The sequence below is a fragment of the Pantoea sp. NPDC088449 genome, from assembly GCF_044753225.1.
Classification (GTDB): Bacteria; Pseudomonadota; Gammaproteobacteria; order Enterobacterales; family Enterobacteriaceae; genus Pantoea; species Pantoea floridensis.
The window spans coordinates 668,862-689,918 of sequence record NZ_JBIVMT010000002.1 but is presented as its reverse complement, the minus strand read 5'-3'; the positions used below and the strand labels follow the sequence as shown (position 1 = coordinate 689,918).

At 55.2% G+C, this 21,057-nt stretch carries 19 protein-coding genes; 11 read left to right on the top strand and 8 right to left on the bottom strand.

The annotated features are described in order from the left end of the window. Positions 1-6 precede the first annotated feature (6 nt). On the top strand, positions 7-1,308 hold the full coding sequence (locus ACIP6T_RS14410; RefSeq protein ID WP_345830118.1) for an LLM class flavin-dependent oxidoreductase: 1,302 nt from the start codon (positions 7-9) through the stop codon (positions 1,306-1,308). Between the two features lie 17 nt (positions 1,309-1,325). Beyond that, positions 1,326-2,525: an aminotransferase class I/II-fold pyridoxal phosphate-dependent enzyme gene (locus ACIP6T_RS14405; RefSeq protein WP_400457930.1), complete on the top strand. Its 1,200-nt coding sequence runs from the start codon at positions 1,326-1,328 to the stop codon at positions 2,523-2,525. A 110-nt stretch (positions 2,526-2,635) separates the two neighbouring features. Here the strand turns inward: ACIP6T_RS14405 and ACIP6T_RS14400 are convergent, their stop codons facing one another. Next, positions 2,636-3,037, bottom strand: a complete 402-nt coding sequence (locus ACIP6T_RS14400) for an H-NS family nucleoid-associated regulatory protein (protein ID WP_097097753.1) — start codon at positions 3,035-3,037, stop codon at positions 2,636-2,638. A gap of 591 nt (positions 3,038-3,628) precedes the next feature. Between ACIP6T_RS14400 and fhuE the strand changes: the two genes are divergently transcribed. Next, positions 3,629-5,833 (top strand): ferric-rhodotorulic acid/ferric-coprogen receptor FhuE, encoded by a 2,205-nt coding sequence (gene fhuE / locus ACIP6T_RS14395; RefSeq protein WP_400457929.1) that lies wholly within the window; start codon positions 3,629-3,631, stop codon positions 5,831-5,833. Between the two features lie 162 nt (positions 5,834-5,995). Here the strand turns inward: fhuE and ACIP6T_RS14390 are convergent, their stop codons facing one another. The 6 genes from ACIP6T_RS14390 to ACIP6T_RS14365 all read right to left on the bottom strand — a co-directional run bounded on the left by ACIP6T_RS14390 (position 5,996) and on the right by ACIP6T_RS14365 (position 12,131). Then, on the bottom strand, positions 5,996-7,114 hold the full coding sequence (locus tag ACIP6T_RS14390; protein WP_400457928.1) for a M20 family metallopeptidase: 1,119 nt from the start codon (positions 7,112-7,114) through the stop codon (positions 5,996-5,998). Then, positions 7,114-7,869 (bottom strand): glutamine amidotransferase, encoded by a 756-nt coding sequence (locus tag ACIP6T_RS14385; RefSeq protein ID WP_097097756.1) that lies wholly within the window; start codon positions 7,867-7,869, stop codon positions 7,114-7,116. The genes ACIP6T_RS14390 and ACIP6T_RS14385 overlap by 1 nt, the downstream gene beginning before the upstream one ends. Positions 7,870-7,883: 14 nt before the next feature. Continuing rightward, positions 7,884-8,963: a phosphotriesterase gene (locus ACIP6T_RS14380; RefSeq protein ID WP_400457927.1), complete on the bottom strand. Its 1,080-nt coding sequence runs from the start codon at positions 8,961-8,963 to the stop codon at positions 7,884-7,886. Positions 8,964-8,966: 3 nt separating this feature from the next. Then, positions 8,967-9,968 carry an ABC transporter permease gene (locus ACIP6T_RS14375; RefSeq protein WP_345830110.1) on the bottom strand — a complete coding sequence of 334 codons (1,002 nt, stop codon included), beginning with the start codon at positions 9,966-9,968 and terminating at the stop codon, positions 8,967-8,969. A gap of 18 nt (positions 9,969-9,986) precedes the next feature. Beyond that, entirely contained in the window at positions 9,987-10,733 is a 747-nt protein-coding gene (locus ACIP6T_RS14370) for an ATP-binding cassette domain-containing protein (RefSeq protein ID WP_176519248.1), read from the bottom strand. Positions 10,734-11,102: 369 nt separating this feature from the next. After that, on the bottom strand, positions 11,103-12,131 hold the full coding sequence (locus tag ACIP6T_RS14365; RefSeq protein ID WP_400457926.1) for a LacI family DNA-binding transcriptional regulator: 1,029 nt from the start codon (positions 12,129-12,131) through the stop codon (positions 11,103-11,105). Between the two features lie 571 nt (positions 12,132-12,702). Between ACIP6T_RS14365 and ACIP6T_RS14360 the strand changes: the two genes are divergently transcribed. Beyond that, on the top strand, positions 12,703-13,653 hold the full coding sequence (locus ACIP6T_RS14360; RefSeq protein WP_097097761.1) for a substrate-binding domain-containing protein: 951 nt from the start codon (positions 12,703-12,705) through the stop codon (positions 13,651-13,653). A 4-nt stretch (positions 13,654-13,657) separates the two neighbouring features. Here the strand turns inward: ACIP6T_RS14360 and ACIP6T_RS14355 are convergent, their stop codons facing one another. After that, positions 13,658-14,527 carry a PfkB family carbohydrate kinase gene (locus tag ACIP6T_RS14355; RefSeq protein ID WP_345830107.1) on the bottom strand — a complete coding sequence of 290 codons (870 nt, stop codon included), beginning with the start codon at positions 14,525-14,527 and terminating at the stop codon, positions 13,658-13,660. A 28-nt stretch (positions 14,528-14,555) separates the two neighbouring features. Between ACIP6T_RS14355 and ACIP6T_RS14350 the strand changes: the two genes are divergently transcribed. The 7 genes from ACIP6T_RS14350 to ACIP6T_RS14320 are packed head-to-tail and all read left to right on the top strand — an operon-like array spanning position 14,556 to position 21,045. Further along, positions 14,556-15,401 (top strand): BtpA/SgcQ family protein, encoded by an 846-nt coding sequence (locus ACIP6T_RS14350; RefSeq protein ID WP_345830106.1) that lies wholly within the window; start codon positions 14,556-14,558, stop codon positions 15,399-15,401. Continuing rightward, the gene (locus ACIP6T_RS14345) at positions 15,401-16,060 is read left to right on the top strand and encodes a TenA family protein (protein WP_400457925.1); all 660 of its coding nucleotides are present in this window, start codon (positions 15,401-15,403) and stop codon (positions 16,058-16,060) included. Before ACIP6T_RS14350 ends, ACIP6T_RS14345 begins: the two co-directional genes overlap by 1 nt. Beyond that, positions 16,057-16,824, top strand: a complete 768-nt coding sequence (locus ACIP6T_RS14340; RefSeq protein WP_400457924.1) for an ATP-binding cassette domain-containing protein — start codon at positions 16,057-16,059, stop codon at positions 16,822-16,824. The genes ACIP6T_RS14345 and ACIP6T_RS14340 overlap by 4 nt, the downstream gene beginning before the upstream one ends. Positions 16,825-16,853: 29 nt before the next feature. Beyond that, positions 16,854-17,825, top strand: a complete 972-nt coding sequence (locus tag ACIP6T_RS14335; protein WP_400457923.1) for an autoinducer 2 ABC transporter substrate-binding protein — start codon at positions 16,854-16,856, stop codon at positions 17,823-17,825. 11 nt (positions 17,826-17,836) lie between these two features. Next, a complete protein-coding gene (locus ACIP6T_RS14330) occupies positions 17,837-18,778 on the top strand; it encodes an ABC transporter permease (RefSeq protein ID WP_400457922.1) in 942 nt (313 codons plus the stop codon). Next, positions 18,775-19,719 (top strand): ABC transporter permease, encoded by a 945-nt coding sequence (locus tag ACIP6T_RS14325; RefSeq protein WP_097097768.1) that lies wholly within the window; start codon positions 18,775-18,777, stop codon positions 19,717-19,719. The genes ACIP6T_RS14330 and ACIP6T_RS14325 overlap by 4 nt, the downstream gene beginning before the upstream one ends. Before the next feature lie 3 nt (positions 19,720-19,722). Then, complete coding sequence (locus ACIP6T_RS14320; protein WP_400457920.1) at positions 19,723-21,045, top strand: M20 family metallopeptidase; 1,323 nt, start codon at positions 19,723-19,725, stop codon at positions 21,043-21,045. Positions 21,046-21,057 lie beyond the last annotated feature (12 nt).

Here is a 21,057-nt window from a genome sequence, read left to right as displayed (position 1 = left end):
AAATTCATGGCTACTTCACAACAACAACGCCACATCCGCTTAGGTCTTTTTGTTCAACCGGTCGGACAACACGTCAGCGGCTGGCGTTTGACGGAAAAGCTCGGCGATCCTACCGACATTGACTGGCTCATCACCCTTGCGAAAAAGGCCGAAGCCGGTAAATTCGATCTGTTCTTCGTCGGCGATGCGCTGGCAACCAGCATGTATCGCCTGCCTTCAACCATGGCGCGTCTGGAACCTCTGACCATGCTTTCGGCGCTGGCAGTAAATACCAAGCGCATTGGCCTGGCGGCGACGGCGTCCACCACCTTCAGCGATCCGTTCACCATGGCGCGCAGCTTCTCTTCGCTGGACCATATCAGCCGCGGGCGCGCAGCCTGGAACGTGGTCACCTCGTTCTCTACCGATGTGGCGCGTAACTTTAGCCGCAGCGATATGCCGAACCATGCTGAGCGCTATGCGCGCGCACGTGAATTCCTTGAAGTGGCGGAAAAACTGTGGGCCGGCTGGGAAGAGGGTGCTGTGCAGCCCAATAAGGAGACGGGCAGCTACTTTGTAGATGAGAAAATTCAGCCGATTAATCACCAGGGAGAACATTTCCAGGTGCAAGGCCCGCTGAATATCACCCGTTCACCGCAAGGTCGTCCGGTGATCATTGAAGCGGGTTCGTCTGCGGATGGTCAGAAACTGGCTGCTGAAACGGCAGAAGTGATCTTCACCGCGTCGGCCAGTCTGGAAGAGGCACAAACCTTCTATCGCTCGCAGAAGGATCAGGTGATTGCAGCCGGTCGTAATCCCGACCACGTAGTGATCATGCCGGGTGTCATGCCGATTGTTGGCCGCACGCGAGAAGAAGCTAAAGCGCTGTGGAAAGAACTCAATACGCTGGTGGATATCGAAAATGGTCTGCGTCAGCTGTCGCTGCGTTTCAGCATGGATCTCAGCCAGTTCCCGCTGGATGGTCCGGTGCCGGAAGTGCCGCTGGGTGAAGGTAATCAGAGTCGCGTCAAATTGATGACGGACATGGCGAAGCGTGAAAATCTGACCCTGCGCGAGCTGGCTGCGGTGGCAGCAGGATCACGCGGACATCGTGTAATTGTCGGTACCGCAGAAGACATCGCCGATGATTTCGAGTTGTGGCTGAAAGAGGGCGGTGCCGATGGCTTCAATATCATGCCGGCCATTATGTCCGAGCAGCTCGACCTGTTCGTCGAATTGGTGATCCCGGAACTGCGCCGTCGCGGTCTGTTCCGCGAGGATTACGCGTTCGCCACGCTGCGCGAAAACCTCGGTTTGCCGGCGGCTTAACCCATCAGGAGCATCACATGGTCACCTTATCGAAGCGTGTGCAGTCCGTGTCGCTCTCGGCTAATGCGGCGGCGCGGCAGCTGACGCGCCAGCTGAAAGAGCAGGGCGTGGATATTCTCGATCTCACCACCGGTGAGCCCGATTTCGATACGCCGTCGCACATTCGTCAGGCGGCGGTGGCGGCGATGGAAGCGGGTGAAACCCGCTACACGCCCACCAACGGCACTGCACCGCTGCGCAAGGCGGTGCAGGCCAAATTACACAATGAAAATCGGCTCGATTATGAACTGGGACAGATTTGCATCGCCAACGGCGCCAAGCAGATCATCTTCAACGCTTTTGCCGCCACGCTAAATGAAGGCGATGAGGTGATTGTGCCGGTGCCCTATTGGCCGACCTTTCCAGATAGCGTGCGGTTCAACGGCGGCGAAGCGGTTCTCTTAACCTGCCCGCTCGAGCAGCATTACAAACTGCAGCCGCAGCAGCTGGCACAGGCGATCACGACGAAAACTCGCTGGCTGGTACTTAACAATCCGGGCAATCCATCAGGCATGGCCTACAGCGCCGAAGAATTGACCGCGTTGGCGACGGTACTGCGCGATCATCCCGATGTGTTGATCATGCTGGATGAGCTTTACGAGCATATTCTGTTCGATGGTCGTGAACATGTTAGTTTGCTGCACGTGGCGCCCGATTTAGTTGATCGCATTCTGCTGGTAGGCGGTGCGTCCAAAACCTACGCCATGACCGGCTGGCGCATTGGCTTCGGCGCGGGCCCTAAAGCGTTGATTGATGCCATGGTGGTCGTTCAGTCGCAAAACAGTTCTGGCGCGAGCGCCATCAGCCAGGCCGCTGCGGCGGCGGCATTCAATGGCGGGCTGGATTTCCTTACGCCGCAACGTGAAGCTTATCAGGATCGTCGTGATGCGATAATGGCGTTACTCAAACCGCTGGCAGAGATTGAAGTATTAAATCCGGACGGTGCGTTCTTTATCTTCTGTCGCTGCGCCGGTTTGCTCGGCAAAACACGTCCAAATGGTCAGAAGATTGAGAGCGAGCAGGATGTGCTGAATTATCTGCTGGAAAGCGGCGTGTCCGGCGTAGCGGGCAGCGCTTATGGTTTATCACCGTATTTCCGTTTGTCGATTGCCACCGATATTGACACGGTGCGTGAAGCGGGGCGGAGAATTGCGCACGCTTGCGCCGTTCTGAAATAGGGCCATGTACATCGCGCGGGTGTTAAATAGCAGCGTTCTATTATAAGAGCGCAAAAAATCGCATGGCTCCGGAGAAACAGTAGGTGGACAATGACGTCCACCTAATTAATTCAGATTAGGAAATCATCCAGCGAACCGCCCGCATCAAGGGCTGCTTTAATCGGCGATGGCGTGCGGCCCTGGCCGGTCCACAACTTTTCCTTACCCTGTTCGTCGATAAATTTATACTTCGCGGGACGCGGCGCACGTTTAGCTTTCGCTTTCGTTGCCTGCGGGGTTAATTGCGCAAGGTCATTAATATCGATGCCATCCTTCAGCAACATCTCTTTATACTGCGCCAGTTTCTGTTCTTTTTCGCGCTGTGCGGCATTCTCTGCGGCGACTTCTTCGCGGCGCTCTGCCACTACCACGGAAAGTTTTTCCAGTACTTCATCTAATACGGCAATATCAATATCACGCGCCTGGGCACGTAGCGTACGAATATTGTTCAACGCAATAAGTGCATCGCTCATGAATAAATCCTTATTATTGGTCTAAGAGGTATGAAGCCGGTATTCTACGAGACTTTAAACCAAATTAAAATAATTTCATGCAGGCAGAATTGTCCGGAAAATAAGATAGCATCAGAAATGTCTTTATATTTTTCATTATTTAGCAAGGTTATTGTATTTATTATCGCCGAAATGTATCAGCCTAAGAATAATAGAGGGGCGTTTACTTCGCATTTTACGGCGCTCTTCGAACAGCACGTTGCTTGTCAGCCAGGGCGGCTGTGTTTATTGCTACGCCACTGAGCGTTCTGGTACGGCCATTCATTCCTGTGCTTCCTGCCGGTTGGGCATCCAGAAACTGTTCTTTTTCACGGAGTTGCTGATAACGCTAACGGAATGATTCCGGAAAGTAACCTACCTCAATTATTACTCGTTGACGCAAAAGGCTTTTATCTAAGTGTAAAAGTGTCAGTTAACCGGTAACAATTTCTTGCATTGCAAACCTTAATGCGTATATTTCTCATTTGCTTTCTTAACGGCATCCTTACTGTTCTTCGTTCCGCAGACGCTGCGATGCCGAAAAAAATAACGATAAGTTGATTGAGGAATCGTATGTCTTTCGAAGATTTGCGCGTCAGGAAACCCGGCAGTGTGCCTCCGCGTGCGCTGCGTCTCTCTTTACTGGCTATGTTGATTGCGTCGGGTATCGCGCAAGCAGCGGAATCCACCCCTCCCGAGCAGACTCTGAACGTTGATGCCAGCGCCAGCGCGGATCAGCAAGAGCAGGCCGCCAAAGATTACAGCGTTCCCGTGACGCGTGCCGGTACCAAAATGGCGCTGACCGCGCGCGATATTCCGCAATCGGTTTCGATTGTTAGTAAGCAGCGGATGGAAGATCAGCAGCTGCAATCGCTGAATGATGTGTTGTCGAATACCACCGGCATTCACGGCGTCTCGAGTGATATGGATCGCACCAACTACTATTCGCGCGGTTTTATGATCGACAACTACATGGTCGATGGCATCCCAACCGCTTTCGCTTCGCGCTGGAATCTGGGTGATGCGCAGAGCGATATGGCGCTGTATGAACGCGTTGAAGTGGTTCGCGGCGCCACAGGTTTGCTGACCGGACCGGGCAATCCCTCCGCTTCAATCAACATGGTGCGCAAGCACGCCGATAGCAAAGCGTTCACCGGCAGTGTTTCTGCCAGCTACGGCAGCTGGAATAAGCAGCGTTACGTTGCGGACCTCTCTGCGCCTCTGTCGCCAGAAGGTAACGTGCGTGGACGCCTGGTGACGGGCTATGAAGACAAAAACAGCTTTATCGAACGCTACGGCGCAGACAAGAAGTTCGTCTATGGCGTAGTCGATGCCGATCTGACCGATGCCACGAAATTGTCGGTAGGCTATGAGTTCAGCCAGGTGAATACCGATTCGCCAATGTGGGGTGGTTCACCCCGCTGGTATACCGACGGCTCGCAGGTGAAACTGCGCCGTGGTTATAACACCGCGCCGGATTGGGCTTATAACAATAAAGAAAACAATAAAGTCTTTATTAACCTGCAGCAAAACTTTGATAACGGCTGGAACATCACGCTTAACGGCACGCATAACCAGATGACTCTGGATAGTAAGCAACTGTATATCGATAGCTATATCAATAAAGACACCGGCGTTGCCGTCAATCAGTATCCTGCCTCTTATGCTTATGACGCCGTCGGCGGTACTGGCTACAACACCGGTAAACGTAAAGTGGATGCGGTGGATGCCTTTGCCAGCGGCCCGTATGAGATGTTTGGCCGTCAGCATGAGTTGATGCTGGGCATCAATTACAGCCGTCAGGATAATAAGTACTACAGTGCCTGGACCAATATTTCACCGGCGCAACTGGGTAATTTCTACGATTACAACGGTAACTTCCCGGAGTCTGACTGGAATCCACGCGAACCCGCTTCGGATACCCAGCTGGTGCGTCAGAAGTCTGCTTATCTGGCAACCCGCATTTCGCTGGCCGATCCGCTACATGTGATCCTGGGCGCGCGTTATACCAACTGGAATCGTCAGACGCTGACGGAAGAGATGGAGAAGAACAACATCACGCCATATGGCGGCGTGATTTGGGACTTCTACGATAATTGGTCAGCGTATGCCAGCTACACTTCGGTGTTCCAGCCGCAGGATTACCAGGATTCTTCAGGCGGATTCCTGGCGCCAGTGATTGGTAAAAACTACGAAGCGGGGGTGAAGTCGGATTGGTTTAACAGTCGCCTGACCACCTCAATTTCGGTATTCCGCACCGAACTGGATAACGTCGGTGAAGCCACAGGACAAACCAACCCTGAAACCGGTAATGCGATCTATGTAGGTAAAAGCGGCGTTGTGAGCCGTGGCGTTGAGTTCGAGGTGAACGGCGCGGTGACGGATAACTGGCAGATGACCTTCGGCGGAACCAGCTATGTGGCGGAAGATCGTGAGGGCGAAAATTACAATTCGCAGCTGCCGCGCACGTCATTCAATCTCTTCACCAGCTATCGCTTGCCGATGCTAGAGGCGCTGACTGTCGGTGGTGGTGTGACCTGGCAATCGAAGACTTACAGCGATCTTGCCGGTCCGGAAGGCAACGGCACCTGGCGTGCACGCCAGGGCAGCTATTCGCTGGTGGATCTGTTCGCGCGCTACGACGTGACCAAAAACGTTTCGCTGCAAGCGAACATCAACAACCTGTTCGACAAAGAGTACGACAACAACGTCGGCAACGGCGGGATTGTTTACGGTGAGCCGCGTAACGTCTCGGTATCCGCGACCTATCGTTTCTGAGGAAAATGCTGGGTGGGCAGGATTGTGCACCCAGCAATCCCGCAGGTCGCCATCAATGGCGACCCTACGTTAATAGTGCGGGGCTTTCGTAGGGTGCGCATTGATGCGCACCTGTATAAATAGGTTAAGTGAGCGACATTCCGCCATTCATGGCGACCGCTTCTATACCTTCATCCAATCCGCAATAATCTGCCCATATAACTGCTCGGCTTCCCCCAGCTTACTCAACAAACAATACTCATCGGTCTGGTGCGCCATCGTCGGTTCGCCCGGGCCTAATATAATACATGGCGGATTACCCAGCGCGGGCAGCAGCAGCGAAGCATCGGTAAAGTAGGGCACCACGCGCGCGGCTAACGGCTGCGTGAAAAGCGTCTGGCAGCGACGATAGACCGATTGGATCCACTGATTCTCTTCGGAACTCAATACGGCAGGCAAATCGACCAGGGTGGTGATCTGCACTTCTTCTCCGAGCATAGCCGCTAACCGCTGGCGAATTGTTGCGTGTTGCAAATTCGGCGCGCTGCGAATATCAACATCAAATGCCGTGCGATCCGGCACCGAGTTAATGTTTAAACCGCCCTGAATCCGTCCGACATTCAGCGTGGGCTGCTTCATCAACGGATGCTGTGCGCCGGGAGAAAAGTGGCGGATTTTGCCTAACGCATCAGCCGCGAGGTAAATAGCGTTAATTCCCAGTTCCGGCATCGCGCCATGGGCGGTTTTTCCGCGCGTCTCGCAGCGAAGCCACAGTGCACCTTTATGCCCAATCACCGGATAATTGGCTGTCGGTTCGCCGACGATTAGGGCCCCAATTTCCGGCAACGTGCCGGCATCAATTAGCGACCGCGCGCCTTCACAGCCCGTTTCTTCACCGCCGGTGATCAGCAGAACCACGCCGCGCCCGGCACGAATCGCCGTTTGCTGCTGGAGGCAGGCGAAAGCAAAAGCCGCTATCGCCGCTTTCATATCACTCGAACCGCGTCCATAAAGCCGATCGGCCACGATATCCGAGCCAAAAGGATCGTGTTGCCAGGGCTGATTGCCGAGCGGCACGGTATCCAGATGGCCGGTAAACGCCAGCGGTTTTCCGGGCGATGCGCCGTGAAGATGCGCAATCAGATTGCTGCGGCCAGCACCAAAAGACGACAGGTTAACCGTAAAACCTCGCTCGCTCAGCCAATCGGCCAAAAACTGCATGCACGCCGCTTCATTACCGGGCGGATTGATCGTATCGAAACCGAGCAAATGTTGGGTAAGGGCGAGCGAAGCGGGAGGCATCAGGCGCGCTCCGTTAGCCAGTCGAAGCAGTTAATCCACAGCTGGCGATAGCCGGGCCATTGCGTAAACTCTTGCGGTAGCCAGTGTGCCGACATATCGCTGGTCCACACCAGCGATCGGCCTTTTTCATATTCACGCACCGCTAATAATGGATGCGCGGTGCCAGCAACGGTCGCCAGCAGCGTACCTTCAGGTTGCATCTCCACTTCGTTGTATCCCAGCATCCACGGCCATTCGCCGGAAATATTGTTGAATACCGCATGCGGCTGCGTCATCTCCAGGGTCGATCCTTCGGGCGTTTCAACACGATCATCCCAGGCGAGGCAGCGCACCGGCAGGACTTTTTCCACCAGCGTATGGCGGAAGCGCGCACCGCCATTGATACCCTGAAAACTGAAGTAACCACCAATCATCATCAGGCTGCCGCCCGCCGCCACGTAATCGTGGATCAGCGATAAGCGGTTGGCGGTGCGACGGCTTTTTAGCCAGGTATCGGGATGCAGCAGCAGCGTATTGGCACCAATATCCGAAAGAATAATCACATCCCACTGCTGCAATCCTTCCAGCGTGAGTGGGAAATCGGTGGCCGCAGCGTGTGCCGGCATGTGCGTGACGGCGTAATCGCTCTCCTTTAACGCCGCGATAAAATCGCTGGCGCCGGTATGCCAGGTGGCGGTGGAGAATTGGTCAAAGCCTTTAATGTGGTTCGAGGTGCTGGTCCAGGATTCGCCCACCAGCAAGACTTGTTTCTGCATGATAATTTTCCCTTTCACCCGCCAAATACGCGCTGCGGGTTAGCAATCAATAAGGTTTCGAGTTGTTCGCCGCTGACGCCGTGACGTTTCAGGCGCGGGACAAAATGTTTGAGGATGTAGCCATAACCGTGGCCGCCAAAGCGCGTCAGCATGGTTTTCAGAAACACATCCTGCGACAGCAAAATTTGCTGGAGGTAGCCGTCATCGATCAATTCGCAGATGGCGCGCGCGTTCTCTTCATCGGAAGGTGATTGCGCCGATTCATCGGCGTAGTAATAGCTCATGCCGATCATGTCGTATTCAAGGAACACCCCGCGATCGGCCAGTTCACGCTGATAGCGTTTATCGGCAAAGCTAGGATTCATATGGCACAGCACGGTGTGACGCAGATCGGCGCCTTCCTGCTGCAAGATATCCAGCACCTTATGGCCTAAACGTTCCCAACCCGGCAGATGCACCTGAATCGGCACGCCGGTTGCCGCACTGGCGCGTCCCGCCGCGCGCAACGATTTCTCTTCATCGGCGGTAAAGCGGCTGGAGATACCGATTTCACCGATCAGTCCGGCAATCACCTCCGGTTTTTCCGCTGCGCCACCGAGATCAAAGATCAATTTTTCGCTAAGCTGCTCCACGCTGATACTTTTCACCCATGCGGGATGCGAGGGCTCGAGGTAAAGTCCAGTGCCCATCACGATGTTGAGACCGGTTAAGCGGGCGATACGCTGTAAGCCCTTCGGATCGCGGCCAATGCCGATATTGGTTGGATCAATAATGGTTTCACCCCCCAACGCGCGGTACTTCATCAACTCTTCAATCGCCAGGTCGACGTCAAACAGTTGGCAGTTATCGCGGCTCATCAGCGGGTTCATGGCCAGTTCGCCGAGGTTCTCGATCTTGACTGGCATCTCGGCAAGATGACGATCGCTGCAACAGCAGGGCGGCACCCATTTACCGGACGCATCGAGCAGAATGTGTTCGTGCATCAAGGTCACGCCCATCTCAGCCAGCGGTAGCGGTCCTAAAACCGTCATCACGTAGCCACTTGTAACGCCAAGCGGTAACGGATCGGCATGACGGAAAATCGATCCTTTCATGGGCTATCCTTTTGCCGGCGCGCGGGCGGGGTTGAGAATGCGGGTATTCAGCCAGATGGCGAGCAGAATGATGGTGCCGGTGGCGATTTGCGTATAGAACGGCGAGATGTGCGACAGAATCAGTCCGTTCTGGATGATGGCAATCGACAGCGCTCCCAGCAGTGTGCCAATAATGGTGCCAAAGCCGCCAAACAGGCTGGTGCTGCCCAGCACTACGGCAGCAATCACCTGCAGTTCAAAGCCTTCACCCTGATTGGATGAGCCGCTGCCGAGACGCGCGGTAATGATCATCCCCGCCAGCGCCGCTGCCATGCCGCTAATGATATAGACCTTCATGGTCACCGCTTTGGTGTTGATACCGCTGCGACGTGCACCTTCCGCATTGGCGCCAATCGCCGTAACGTAGCGGCCAAAACGCATATGGTTCAGCACAATATGCCCGGCAAACAGGACTACGATGCCAATCAGCGCGGGCATCGGAACGCCAAGCACCCAGGCGCGCCCCATAAAGGTAAACAAGCTGTCGGCCGGCACCGGAATGGAATAACCTTGCGTGACCAGCAATGCCACTCCGCGCACTACCGCCAGCGTGGCCAGGGTGACGATAAACGCCGGAATTCCCTCAAAGGCAATAAAGAAGCCATTGATGGCGCCAACTAATCCGCCCAGCAGCAATCCACCGATCAGCACCACTGGCCAGGATAAGCCCCAATTGTTAAGCGCGATAGCGGAAAGCGCGCCAACCAGCGCCAGCGTCGAACCCACCGACAAATCAATGCCGCCGGTAGTGATCACCAACGTCATTGCGGTTGCAACGATCAGCAGCGGAGCACTTTGTCGAATGATATTCAGCCAGTTAGTGCTGGTGAGAAAGTTGCTGGTGATCAGCGAAAACACCACGCAGCAAAAGATGAAAAACAGCGCAATGCTTACCACGCCCGAATGGTTATGCAGCAGGCGACGCGGTAGCGAATGCTGGATCATGCGCGAACTGCTTAAATTCATGATGCTCATCCCATTACCTCAGTGTGCAGCCGCCGAATGAGCGGTAAATTTCTCACCCACGATCAAATTAACGATATCGCTCAGGCTGGTATCCGCTACGCGGCGATCCGCTACGTTGGTGCCTTCGTACATCACCATAATGCGGTCGCACACCAGGAACAGATCCTGCAAACGATGGGTGATGAGGATGACGCTAACCCCGCGCGCAGAGACGCGCCGTATCAGCTCCAGCACCGCTTCCACTTCCGCTACGGCTAACGCAGCGGTCGGCTCATCCATGATCAGCACTTTCGGATCGAAGGCGGCGGCGCGGGCAATAGCAATTGCCTGCCGTTGGCCGCCGGATAAATTGCGCACCAGCAAACGCGTATCGGGAATCGAAATACCCAAACCTTTCAGCATATCGCGTGCTTCGGCATGCATTTTGGCCTGATCGAGAAAAGGGATGCCGAGCACCGATTTCATTGGCTCGCGGCCCATAAACAGATTACCGGCGACATCCACCGTGTCGCACAGCGATAAATCCTGGTAGACCATCTCAATGTGACAACGGCGCGAATCCGCCGGATTGGTGAAGTGCTGCTGCTCACCGTCGATGCGAATGGCACCGCTGGTGGGCACCACCGCACCGGAGAGCACTTTGGTCAGGGTTGATTTGCCCGCACCGTTATCGCCCACCAATCCCAGCACTTCCCCTGGCGCCAGCTGCAAATTCACGCCGCGCAGGGATCGTATCGAACCGTAAGTTTTGGTGATGTTAATCATTTCTACCCGTGCCGGGGTAGCGTGTGGCTGCTGCATCTGATCACTCCCATTGCGGTTACCGGGACAATTGTTAGTCAGCGGGAAAGGTCGGATCTGGCGCGATTTACATGCTAGTAAACCGGTTTACCTGCCAGATACAACATAACCTGATACGTGCTGGCTCTGGATACAACGATATTTGTTTGCCGGGAGGAATATTGCAGTTTCTGTGCCAGGTTATAATTTAGCCAGTATTGTGAAGACAAAAAAATCGGTAATTCAATAAGTTAATTTTGCGCAGCGAGGTAAACCGGTTTACTAGAAGGTAATGCGCTGGTGATTTTTGATCATCTTTTGCGCCAAAGTTGTGCAATTTTGCGCCATTATGGTTCAGGGGCAGCAGAGCTGGATCGAATCGCGGCCAACCCATTCGACCGGCAAGCGAGTTTCCAATGGAATATTGGCTTCGTTGTTGAGCAGGCGCAGCATGATATCTACCGCGGTATAACCCAGTTCCCGGGCGGGCTGGCGAATGGTGGAGATGCGCGGCTGCGTCAGGTCGGTGTAGTTGGCGTCATCAAAGCCAACCAGTGAAAGCGCAGCGGGGGCTTGAAGGCCGCTGGCACGTAAGCCATCCAGCAAGCCCAGCACCAGATAATCACTGGCGGCAAACACGGCGGAGGGGCGTTGAGACTGGCTGAACAGCTGCTGCAAAGCCTGCTGACCAAACTCACGCTCGTAGTTACCGTACATGACCCATGCGTCGGGTACCGACAAATCGGCCTGCTTCATCGCGGTGCAGAAGCCGAGATAACGTTCGCGCACGCTCATCAGCTGTTCCGGACCGCCAATAAAGGCGATATGACGATGTCCCGCAGCGATCAGCTGCTCAGTCGCGATACGCCCGCCTTGCACGTTGTCAGCAAATACTTTTGGTACGTTGCTGCCGGGAATATCTTCATCGAGTAATACTATATGCTGATGACGCTGCATCTCTTTACGCAACAAGCCGTTATCTGGGCGGTTGGTGGTAAACAGCAGGCCATCGACCTGGCGTGTGTCCAGCCAGCGAATGAACTGCGCCTCTTTGTCGGGATTATTGCGGGTGATGCAGAGTACCAAACTGTAACCGCGCGCTGACGCCGCCTCTTCTGCCGCGTCGGCCAGTTCAGCGAAGAAGGAGTTGGTGATATCGGGCAGCACTAAACCCAGGGTTTCGCTGCCGCCTTTGCTCAGGCGTCGCGCCAGGCTGTTGCCACGATAATCGAGCTGGTGGATGGCAGCTTCAATGCGGTCAATCGTCTCCTGCGGCAACACAATGCTGTGATTCAGATAGCGAGAGACCGTGGCCTTGGAGAGCCCTGCTAATTTCGCCACGTCAGATAACAACACGCGTTTTGTGCTCATGTTCCTCGCCATAGTGATTTATCGGTCGCCATGAATGGCGGCTCTACAAAACGTGCCGATCAATCGTAAGGTCGCCATTTCTCGGTCGCCATGAATGGCGACCCTACAAAACGTGCCGATTAATCGTAGGGTCGCCATTTCTCGGTCGCCATGAATGGCGACCCTACAAAACGTGCCGATCAATCGTAGGGTCGCCATTTATGGCGACCTCACAATAACGCGCGGAGTCGCAAGAGGATGCGTTGTTATCCACACCAATATCTGTAACACACTTAAGCACGGCTGATACAGCGCTTTCCTTTGCCCACTGATGCATAAATAAACACTTGACAAAAAAAGTCACTCAGCGAATTGTATGCACAGTTTACCGCAGTACCGGGAATCCATTCCCAAACTGACTTTCGTTATTTCATCAGGTATTCCTAGCGGATGGGTTGCCGAAAAAACGTAAGCAGGGTGTTTTAAAAACACTGCACCTGCGCAGTGTGAACAGCATATCCATCGATATTTGCCCGCCAAAAATAATCTCAGTGTCTTAACGCTGGGAAACGCTGATTATTATTTATTCCCGACGAGGAACACCATGATGTTATCTTTCACCGGAAAACTGCGTTCATTGGTTTTGGCTACAGGCTTAATTTCTGCGGGTTCCCTTTTTTCCCTGGCGCAAGCCGCACCAACTTATGCCTTAGTGCAAATTAATCAGCAGGCATTATTCTTTAATCTGATGAATCAGGGCGCGCAAGAAGCCGCTAAAGCCAGTGGCAAAGATCTGGTTATTTTCAATGCCACCGATAATCCGGTTGCGCAGAACGATGCAATTGAAAACTATATTCAGCAAGGTGTGAAAGGCATTCTGGTTGATGCTATTGACGTGAACGGAATTATGCCGGCGATTAAAGAAGCCGCTGCCGCGAACATTCCCGTAATTGCCATTGATGCGGTATTACCAGCGGGTCCACAAGCGTCACAGGTTGGTGTGGATAATCTGGAAGGCGGAAAAATACTCGGTAAATATTTTGTCGATTACGTGGCGAAAGAGATGGGCGGCAAGGCACGCCTGGGCATTGTCGGTGCCCTTAATTCGGCGATCCAGAACCAGCGTCAGAAAGGCTTTGAAGAGACCATCAAGAGCAACAGCAACATCACCGTTGCCGATGTGGTGGATGGTCAGAATATCCAGGACAACGCCATGACGGCAGCGGAAAACCTTATCACCGGCAATCCTGATTTAACGGCAATTTATGCCACCGGAGAACCGGCCCTGCTGGGCGCGATTGCCGCCGTGGAAAACCAGGGACGGCAGAAAGCGATCAAAGTCTTCGGTTGGGATCTGACGGCCAAAGCCATCAGCGGCATTGATGGCGGTTACGTTACTGCTGTGCTGCAGCAGGATCCGAAAAAGATGGGCGAAGAGGCGCTGAAAGCCCTCAACACGCTGTCGGCAGGGAAAACGGTGAGTAAAACCATTCTGGTTCCAGCCACCGTGGTGACCAAAGCGAACGTCGATACTTATCGTCCGCTGTTCAAGTAACCGGTTACTCGCTGCGCGTAGCTAGCAGCGCGGCGAGTTCCTGTTGCGTAGGGAAAGCCGTCACGGTGCCGGTACGGCTCACGGTGATGGCGGCTGCCTGGCTGGCATGTTGTAAAGCAAGCCGATCGGGTTCCACGCCGCGCAGGAGCGCAGACGCCAGCAGCACGGCGAGGAAGGTATCGCCCGCACCGGTGCTGTCCACCGCCTGCGTCGGTGAGGCGGGGCAAAAGCTGCGTTGCGTGGCGGTGAAAAGCAGCGCACCGGCAGCGCCCTGAGTAACGATGAGGGTGCTGACGCCAGCCGGTTGCAATAAATCGGCTTCCAGCTGGTTCACAACGGCAATATCGACCAGCGGCCAAAGTTGCGCGAAGTCAGGATTGACCGGTGAGGGATTAAACACGGTTTTCATCCCTCTGGTTTTTGCCCAGCTGAACAGCGCGCGGGTTTTCTCTACGGAGAAATTGCCTTGCTGCAGCAAGATATCACCCGGAGCGGCATCGGCTAAATAGGGCAGAATCATCTCCACCGTTAAGGCATCGGCCGCTGCGGTGGTGGTAATAATGGCATTGTCACCATCGCTGCTGTTTAAAATAATTGAGGCGTCACTGTGAGGGGATGAATATTCAGTGGGAAAAAGTGTCACCGGTTCATGAGCGATATTCTCACGAATCCAGCGTCCATTGCTGTCGTCGCCTATTGCGGCAATTAAACGTGTATCGATACCGCAGCGTGAAATAACAATCGCCTGATTAGCGCCTTTGCCGCCAATATCCTGCGATGTTTTTACGCCGTGAATAGATGCGCCCTTTTGAGGCAAATCGTTAATGGACCAGGTTTCATCAACAACAATATTACCTGCAACATAAATTCGCATAATGGTTCTCATTAATAAGGTGAAGAAGATGGTTTCTATATCAGCAGGAAAAAGTAGCGCAATACAAGATATTTTTTCCAGAAAGAAAGCAGTAATAGGTGTTATTCATTGCGAGGCTTTTCCGGGGGCGCCTAAATATCAAGGTAAGCCGCTCCCCGCTATTATTGAGCGTGCGCTGCGTGATGCCGAAAATTATATATCGGGTGGTGTACATGGTTTGATCGTAGAAAATCACGGTGATATTCCTTTTGCCAAACCAGAGGATATTGGTCCGGAAACCGCTGCCTTTATGGCGGTCATTACGGAAAAAATTCGCGAACGTTTTGGCGTACCACTCGGTATTAATGTGCTGGCCAACGCCGCCATTCCTGCTTTTGCTACCGCTCTGGCGGGCGGCGCTGATTTTGTCCGTGTGAATCAGTGGGCTAATGCCTATATCGCCAATGAAGGATTTATTGAAGGCGCGGCGGCAAAAGCGCTGCGTTACCGTAGTCAGCTGCGGGCCGAACATATCCGCGTGTTTGCCGATAGCCATGTCAAACACGGCAGCCATGCGATTGTTGCCGACCGCTCCATTCAGGAGCTCACGCGGGACGTGGATTTCTTTGACGCGGATGCGGTGATCGCCACCGGGCAACGCACCGGCGACAGCGCCACGCTGGATGAAATCGACGAAATCCGTGCGGCTACCGAGCTGCCGCTGCTGGTTGGTTCCGGCGTAACACCCGCCAACATCTGCCAGATCCTTGAACGCACGCAGGGCGTAATCGTCGCCAGCGCGCTGAAAGTGGATGGCGTGTGGTGGAATGAGGTTGAGCTTGCACGCGTCAAACACTTCATGTCCGTGGCGCAAGCGGCGCTGGAGGAGGCGTGATGAAAGGCTTCTCTGATGAGCTTTTGCAGCAGCATCAAACACTATGGCTGGCGATGCAACAGCATCAGTTTGTGCAGGATATCGAGCGCAATCAGCTGCCTGACGCCGTGTTTAATCGCTATCTGGTGTTTGAAGGCAACTTTGTCGCCACTGCCATCAATATCTTTGCGCTGGCAGTGAGTAAAGCGCCGGATATTCGCCAGCAGCGCTGGTTAATTGGCGTGTTAAATGCGCTGGTGGATACGCAAATTGCCTGGTTTGAAGCGGTGCTGGCGCGGCGCAACATCAAGACGGCGGATTATCCGGATGATTTGCCGGGCGTGACGGCGTTTCGCGATGGCATGTTAAACGTCGCAAAGCAGGGCAGTTTTGCCGAGATCATCACGCTGATGTTTGGTGCCGAGTGGATGTATTACCACTGGTGCGCACGCGTCAGTGCCCAACCGCTGCTGGATGACGACATCCGTCGCTGGGTCGATATGCATGCTGAAGAGGAGTTTCATCAGCAGGCGCTGTGGCTGAAAGCCGAGCTGGATCGCTGTGCACAGGATCTTAATGAGGCAGAAAAAAACCGCTTATCCATTCTCTACGGCCAGGTGCTGCAGTGGGAAATCGATTTCCACAGCGCCGCCTATCTCAGCGCTGGGGAGAGAAGATGACGACGTGTTTTATTGAGGCGCGCAACATCTGCAAACGCTTCGGTGCCTTAACGGCACTTAACCAGGTCAATCTCACCATTCATCGCGGCGAAGTGCTGGCGCTGCTCGGCGATAACGGCGCAGGGAAATCCACCTTTACCAAAGTACTGTCGGGTGCTTATAGCGCCAGCGACGGCGAACTGTGGATTGACGGCCAGGCGGTGAAATTCACCTCGCCGCGCCAGGCTGCAGAACACGGCATCGCCACCATTTACCAGGAGCTGGCGCTGGCGGAGAACCTTAGCATTGCCGAGAACGTTTTCCTTGGCCGTGAGCTCAAGCGCCGCGTGCTGGGCATTCCTTTTCTACGCCGACGCGAGATGCGTGAGCAGGTCGATCAGCTGTTAAAGGATCTTGACGCGCATATCTCCGATGCCGAAGCGTCGGTCGGCAGTCTCTCCGGCGGACAGCGCCAGGCGGTGGCGATCTGCCGCGCGCTCAACCTCAACGCGCAGCTGGTGATTATGGATGAGCCAACTGCCGCGTTGGCCGTTGCAGAAACGCAAAAAGTATTACAGCTGACGCGGCGACTCGCGGCGCGCGGCTGCGCCGTGGTGCTGATCAGCCACAACATCAGTGATGTGTTCGCGGTGGCCGATCGCATGGTGGTGTTCCGCCGTGGACGAAAAATTGCCGAGCGGCGTCACGCCGAAACCTCACCCGATGAAATCGTCTCACTCATTACCGGCGCGCATCCCGATGCACGCGTGTTTGAGAATCAGTAATTGCTCTGCCATTAACCAGGGGAAATAAAATGCGTCGAATTGCTACTGCAGTCTGTTCTCTCTCATTACTGTTTTCAGGTTATTCCCTCGCCGCAGAAAAAGTGGCCTTTGTGCCACAGATTATCGGCATTCCCTATTTCCAGGCGATGGAAGCGGGCGGTAAACGCGCGGCCAGCGATCTGGGCGTCGAGTTTGTCTATAGCGGTCCGGTAGACACCAATCCAATGGATCAACTGCAGATCGTGCAGAACCTGATAGCGCAGAAGGTTAACGCGATCGGCATCAGCGTGCTGGATGCGTCCAGCATTGCGCCGGTACTGGCGCAGGCGAAAGCGAATAATGTGCATTTGTTTACCAGCGACAGCGATGCCCCTGACAGCGGCCGTCCGGTATATGTCGCGCAGGCTACCGATCAGGGATTGGGTGAAACCATCATTGACGAGATGGTCAAACGCGTTGGCGAACGCGGCAAAATCGGCATCGTTTCCGGTGAAGCCACCGCATCTAATCTCAATAGCTGGATCGGCTTCATGCAGCAGCGGGTGAAAAGCAAATATCCCCACATTACCTTGCTCAAACCGCAATATGCCGGTGGTTCCGCCAGCCGCGCGGCACAGATCGCCACCGATTTAATGTCCGCCAATCCGGATCTTAAAGGCTTGATCGCCATGGCGTCGACCACTTGCCCTGGCGTCGCGCAGGCCATCGAAACCGCCGGTAAGAATGGCAAGGTGATCGGCAGCGGTTTTTGTAGCCCGAACACCGCGCGCGCCTATCTGAAAAGCGGTGCTTTTGGTTACACGGTGCTGTGGGATCCCGAGAAGCTTGGCTATCTGACGGTGTGGGCCGGTAAGCAGCTGATTGATGGCAAAGCCTTTAGCGCCGAAAACCGCGTGCCAGGTTTCGCCGAGCCGGTGAAGTTTGATAGCAAAACCGGCGTACTGCTGCTCGGTGCGCCGGCAGTATTTACCAAAGAGAATGTCGACCAGTTCAAATTCTAATGGGGATGCGCATGCACATGACTTCACGGGAGATCGCTTTACTGGCGATCGCCTTGCTCGCCATTGCCGGTTTCTCCTGGTTTTCTCCCTGGTTCGCGACGGTGGATAACCTGCTCACCATTCTGCGCAATAGCAGTGAACTGCTGTTGATCGCGCTAGGGATGACGCTAGTGATCGCCATGGGCGGCGTGGATGTGTCCGTCGGCGTGGTGATGGGCGTAGCGGCCTGGGGGGTTGGCCAGCTGCTGCTGACGAATTCGCCATGGCTGGCGGCGCTGGCGGGCCCGGTGCTCGGATTACTGCTGGGCTTGATGACCGCGCTGGTGGTAGTGATTGGTCGTATTCCAGCGATTGTTGGCACCCTCGGCTTGTTCGGCGTGTGGCGCACCGGGCTGTTTGCGCTGCTCGGCGGACAGTGGCTTTCCGGTTTGCCAGGCACGTTAACCGGCGGGTTAATGCATTCCCTGTTGGGCGTGCCGGTGATGGCCTGGATCATTGGGCTGGTGTGGGCCAGCGTGTGGCTGGTATTGCGTCACACGCCGTACGGTTTGTGGCTGCTGGCGGCGGGCAACTCGGAGGAGAAAGCGCGGCTGGCGGGCATTCCGGTCACTCAGGTACGCATCGCCACCTTTATGATCAGCGGTTTGCTGTGCGGTATTGCGGCCACCTGCTATATCGCGACTTATCGCAACGTCGAGATGACGGTGGGCGGTAGCCTGGCGCTGGAAGCCATCGCCGCCGTGGTGCTAGGTGGCACGCGGATTACCGGGGGATCGTGCAGCTTGCTGGGGACGCTGCTTGGGGTGTTACTGCTGCGTATTCTGCAAAATGGCTTACTGCTGGTGGGCATTCCATCGCTGTGGCAAACGGTGGTGACCGGCGCGGTATTGCTCATCGTATTGAGTAGCGAAGCGGCCAGCAGTCGCGTATTTACCTTCAGGAGGCTTGCATGACGTTATGGCGTAAATCTCCTGACTTAACGCTGCTGATCGCGCTATGGCTGCTGCTGGCCATCGGTATTGTATTGCTGTTGCCACAGATGCTGGCGTCCTGGTCAATCACCTCGATCCTGCAATTCGCTACCTTGCTGTCGCTGGTCGCGCTGGGACAATCGTTAGTGGTGATGACCGGAGGCGGCGGCATCGATCTCTCGGTGGGCGGCAACGTTTCGCTTTCGGCGGTTCTCGGCATGTTGGCGCTCGATCAGGGCATCAATCCGGCATGGCTACCGCTGATCTGTCTGCTCACCGGCACGCTGGCGGGCGCCATCAACGGTTGGCTGATTGCGCGGCTGCGGCTCTGGCCGCTCATCGTCACGCTGGGCAGCTTCTACCTGTTTTCTGGATTGGCACTGGCGCTGACCGGCGGTGCCGCTATCGCCGGGGTTCCCACGGCGTTAACCCAGTGGGGACGCGGCGCACAATTCTTCATTCCATTACCGTTTCTCACCTGCGTGATACCGGCTTTCCTCATCGCCTGGCTGATTCTGAGCAAAAGCGCGTGGGGGAAATGGATTTACGCCTGTGGCTTCAATGAACACGCCACGCGGCTGGTGGGGATTCCGGTTGATCGCCTGCGTTTGCTCGCCTATTGCCTGAGCGGCCTGCTGGCGGGTTGCGCGGGGTTCGTCTCGCTCACCTGGTTAGGTAGCGCGCGCCCGGAAATTGGCGTCAATCTTGAACTCGAATCCCTTACCGCAGCACTGCTCGGCGGCGTGGCCATTTTTGGCGGACGCGGCAGCGTGGTCGGCGTATTGGCCGCCGCGCTGATGCTGGTAACTATTAAAACCTGCATGTTGCAGCTGGGTTTAAATAGCGTCTGGCAGCTGGGCGTGGTGGGTATGTTGTTGATTATCGTCTTGATGGCACAACGACTTTTTATTTATCGGAGATAACTCATGAATCTGACTGAACTCATCAGCGCACACGTCGACGCTAGCGCAGAACGCATCGCGCAGACGCTGTGCGATCTGCTGGCGTTTCCCTCCATCGTCAAAGTCGATCCGCGTGAAGCCGGTCCTGGCGAGCGCGATTGCCAGCTTTATCTGCAGCAGCGCCTTGCGTCTCTAGGCATGGAGACCGATTTATGGGATCCCGATGGTCCTGCGCTCTACGCGAAATATCAGGGCCGTCCGGGCGCCAATAAAGGCCGCACCTTTGAAGGGCGTCCAAATCTCGGGGGAACCTTAAGTGGGGCGGGCGGCGGTAAATCGCTGATGCTCACCGGCCATATTGACGTTGTTCCGCCGGGCCCGCCGGAACATTGGCTGAGCGATCCCTTTGTACCGGAAATCAAAAACGCGGCCGTTTACGGTCGAGGCGCGGTCGATATGAAAGGCGGCGTTGCCTGCATGTTGATGGCGGTAGAGCTGTTGCAGGACCTCAATATCCGCCTGGCGGGAGATGTGGTATTTACCACCGTGGTCGATGAGGAGATTGGCGGCATGGGATCGCTGGCGATGGTCGACCGTGGATTTAAAGCGGATGCGGGCATTATGACCGAACCCACTGCCAATCGCATTTCACCCATCTGCCACGGTATTTTGTGGGGACGGATTATTCTCGACGGCATCGGCGGGCATGCGGAGCTGACGCCAAACAGCTGGGACAGCAGCGGTCCGGTGGACGCGGTGATGCTGTGTCGGCAGATGCTGGATGGCCTCGATGTGCTCAATCGTCGCTGGCAGACGCAGCCGAGCAAAAATCATCCGCTGATGGAACTGCCCAACCAGATTATCGTGACGCAGCTGAAAGTGGGTGAACATCCCGCCTCAATTGCCGGTCGCGCGGAGATTGTGATTGATGTGCAGTATCTGCCATCGGAGAAGGATGAGATGGGGCTGGGTGGCAACGTTAAAAAAGAGATTGAGGCACACGTCGCGAAGGTTTGCGCGCTGGATCCTTATCTGGCCAGGCATCCGGCCAGGGTCGAGTGGATTCTGGATGCCGATTGCGCAGAAATCGAAGCGGATCATCCGTTTGTCACCACCTTCCAGCAGGGTGTTACCGATGCCGCACTGAATCCGCAGCTGGCTGGATTTGGTGCGCATAGTGATATTGGCCTGCCGAGTACGCTAGGGCAAACGCCGACGGTGAACTTCGGTCCGGGCGATCCGGCGATGTCGCACCAGCCCAACGAGCATGTGCCGATTGCGGATCTGGTGGCCTGCACCAAAGCGATTGCGATGACGTTAGTGCGCTGGTGCGGAACCGCCTCGTAGATGCCCAGGCGC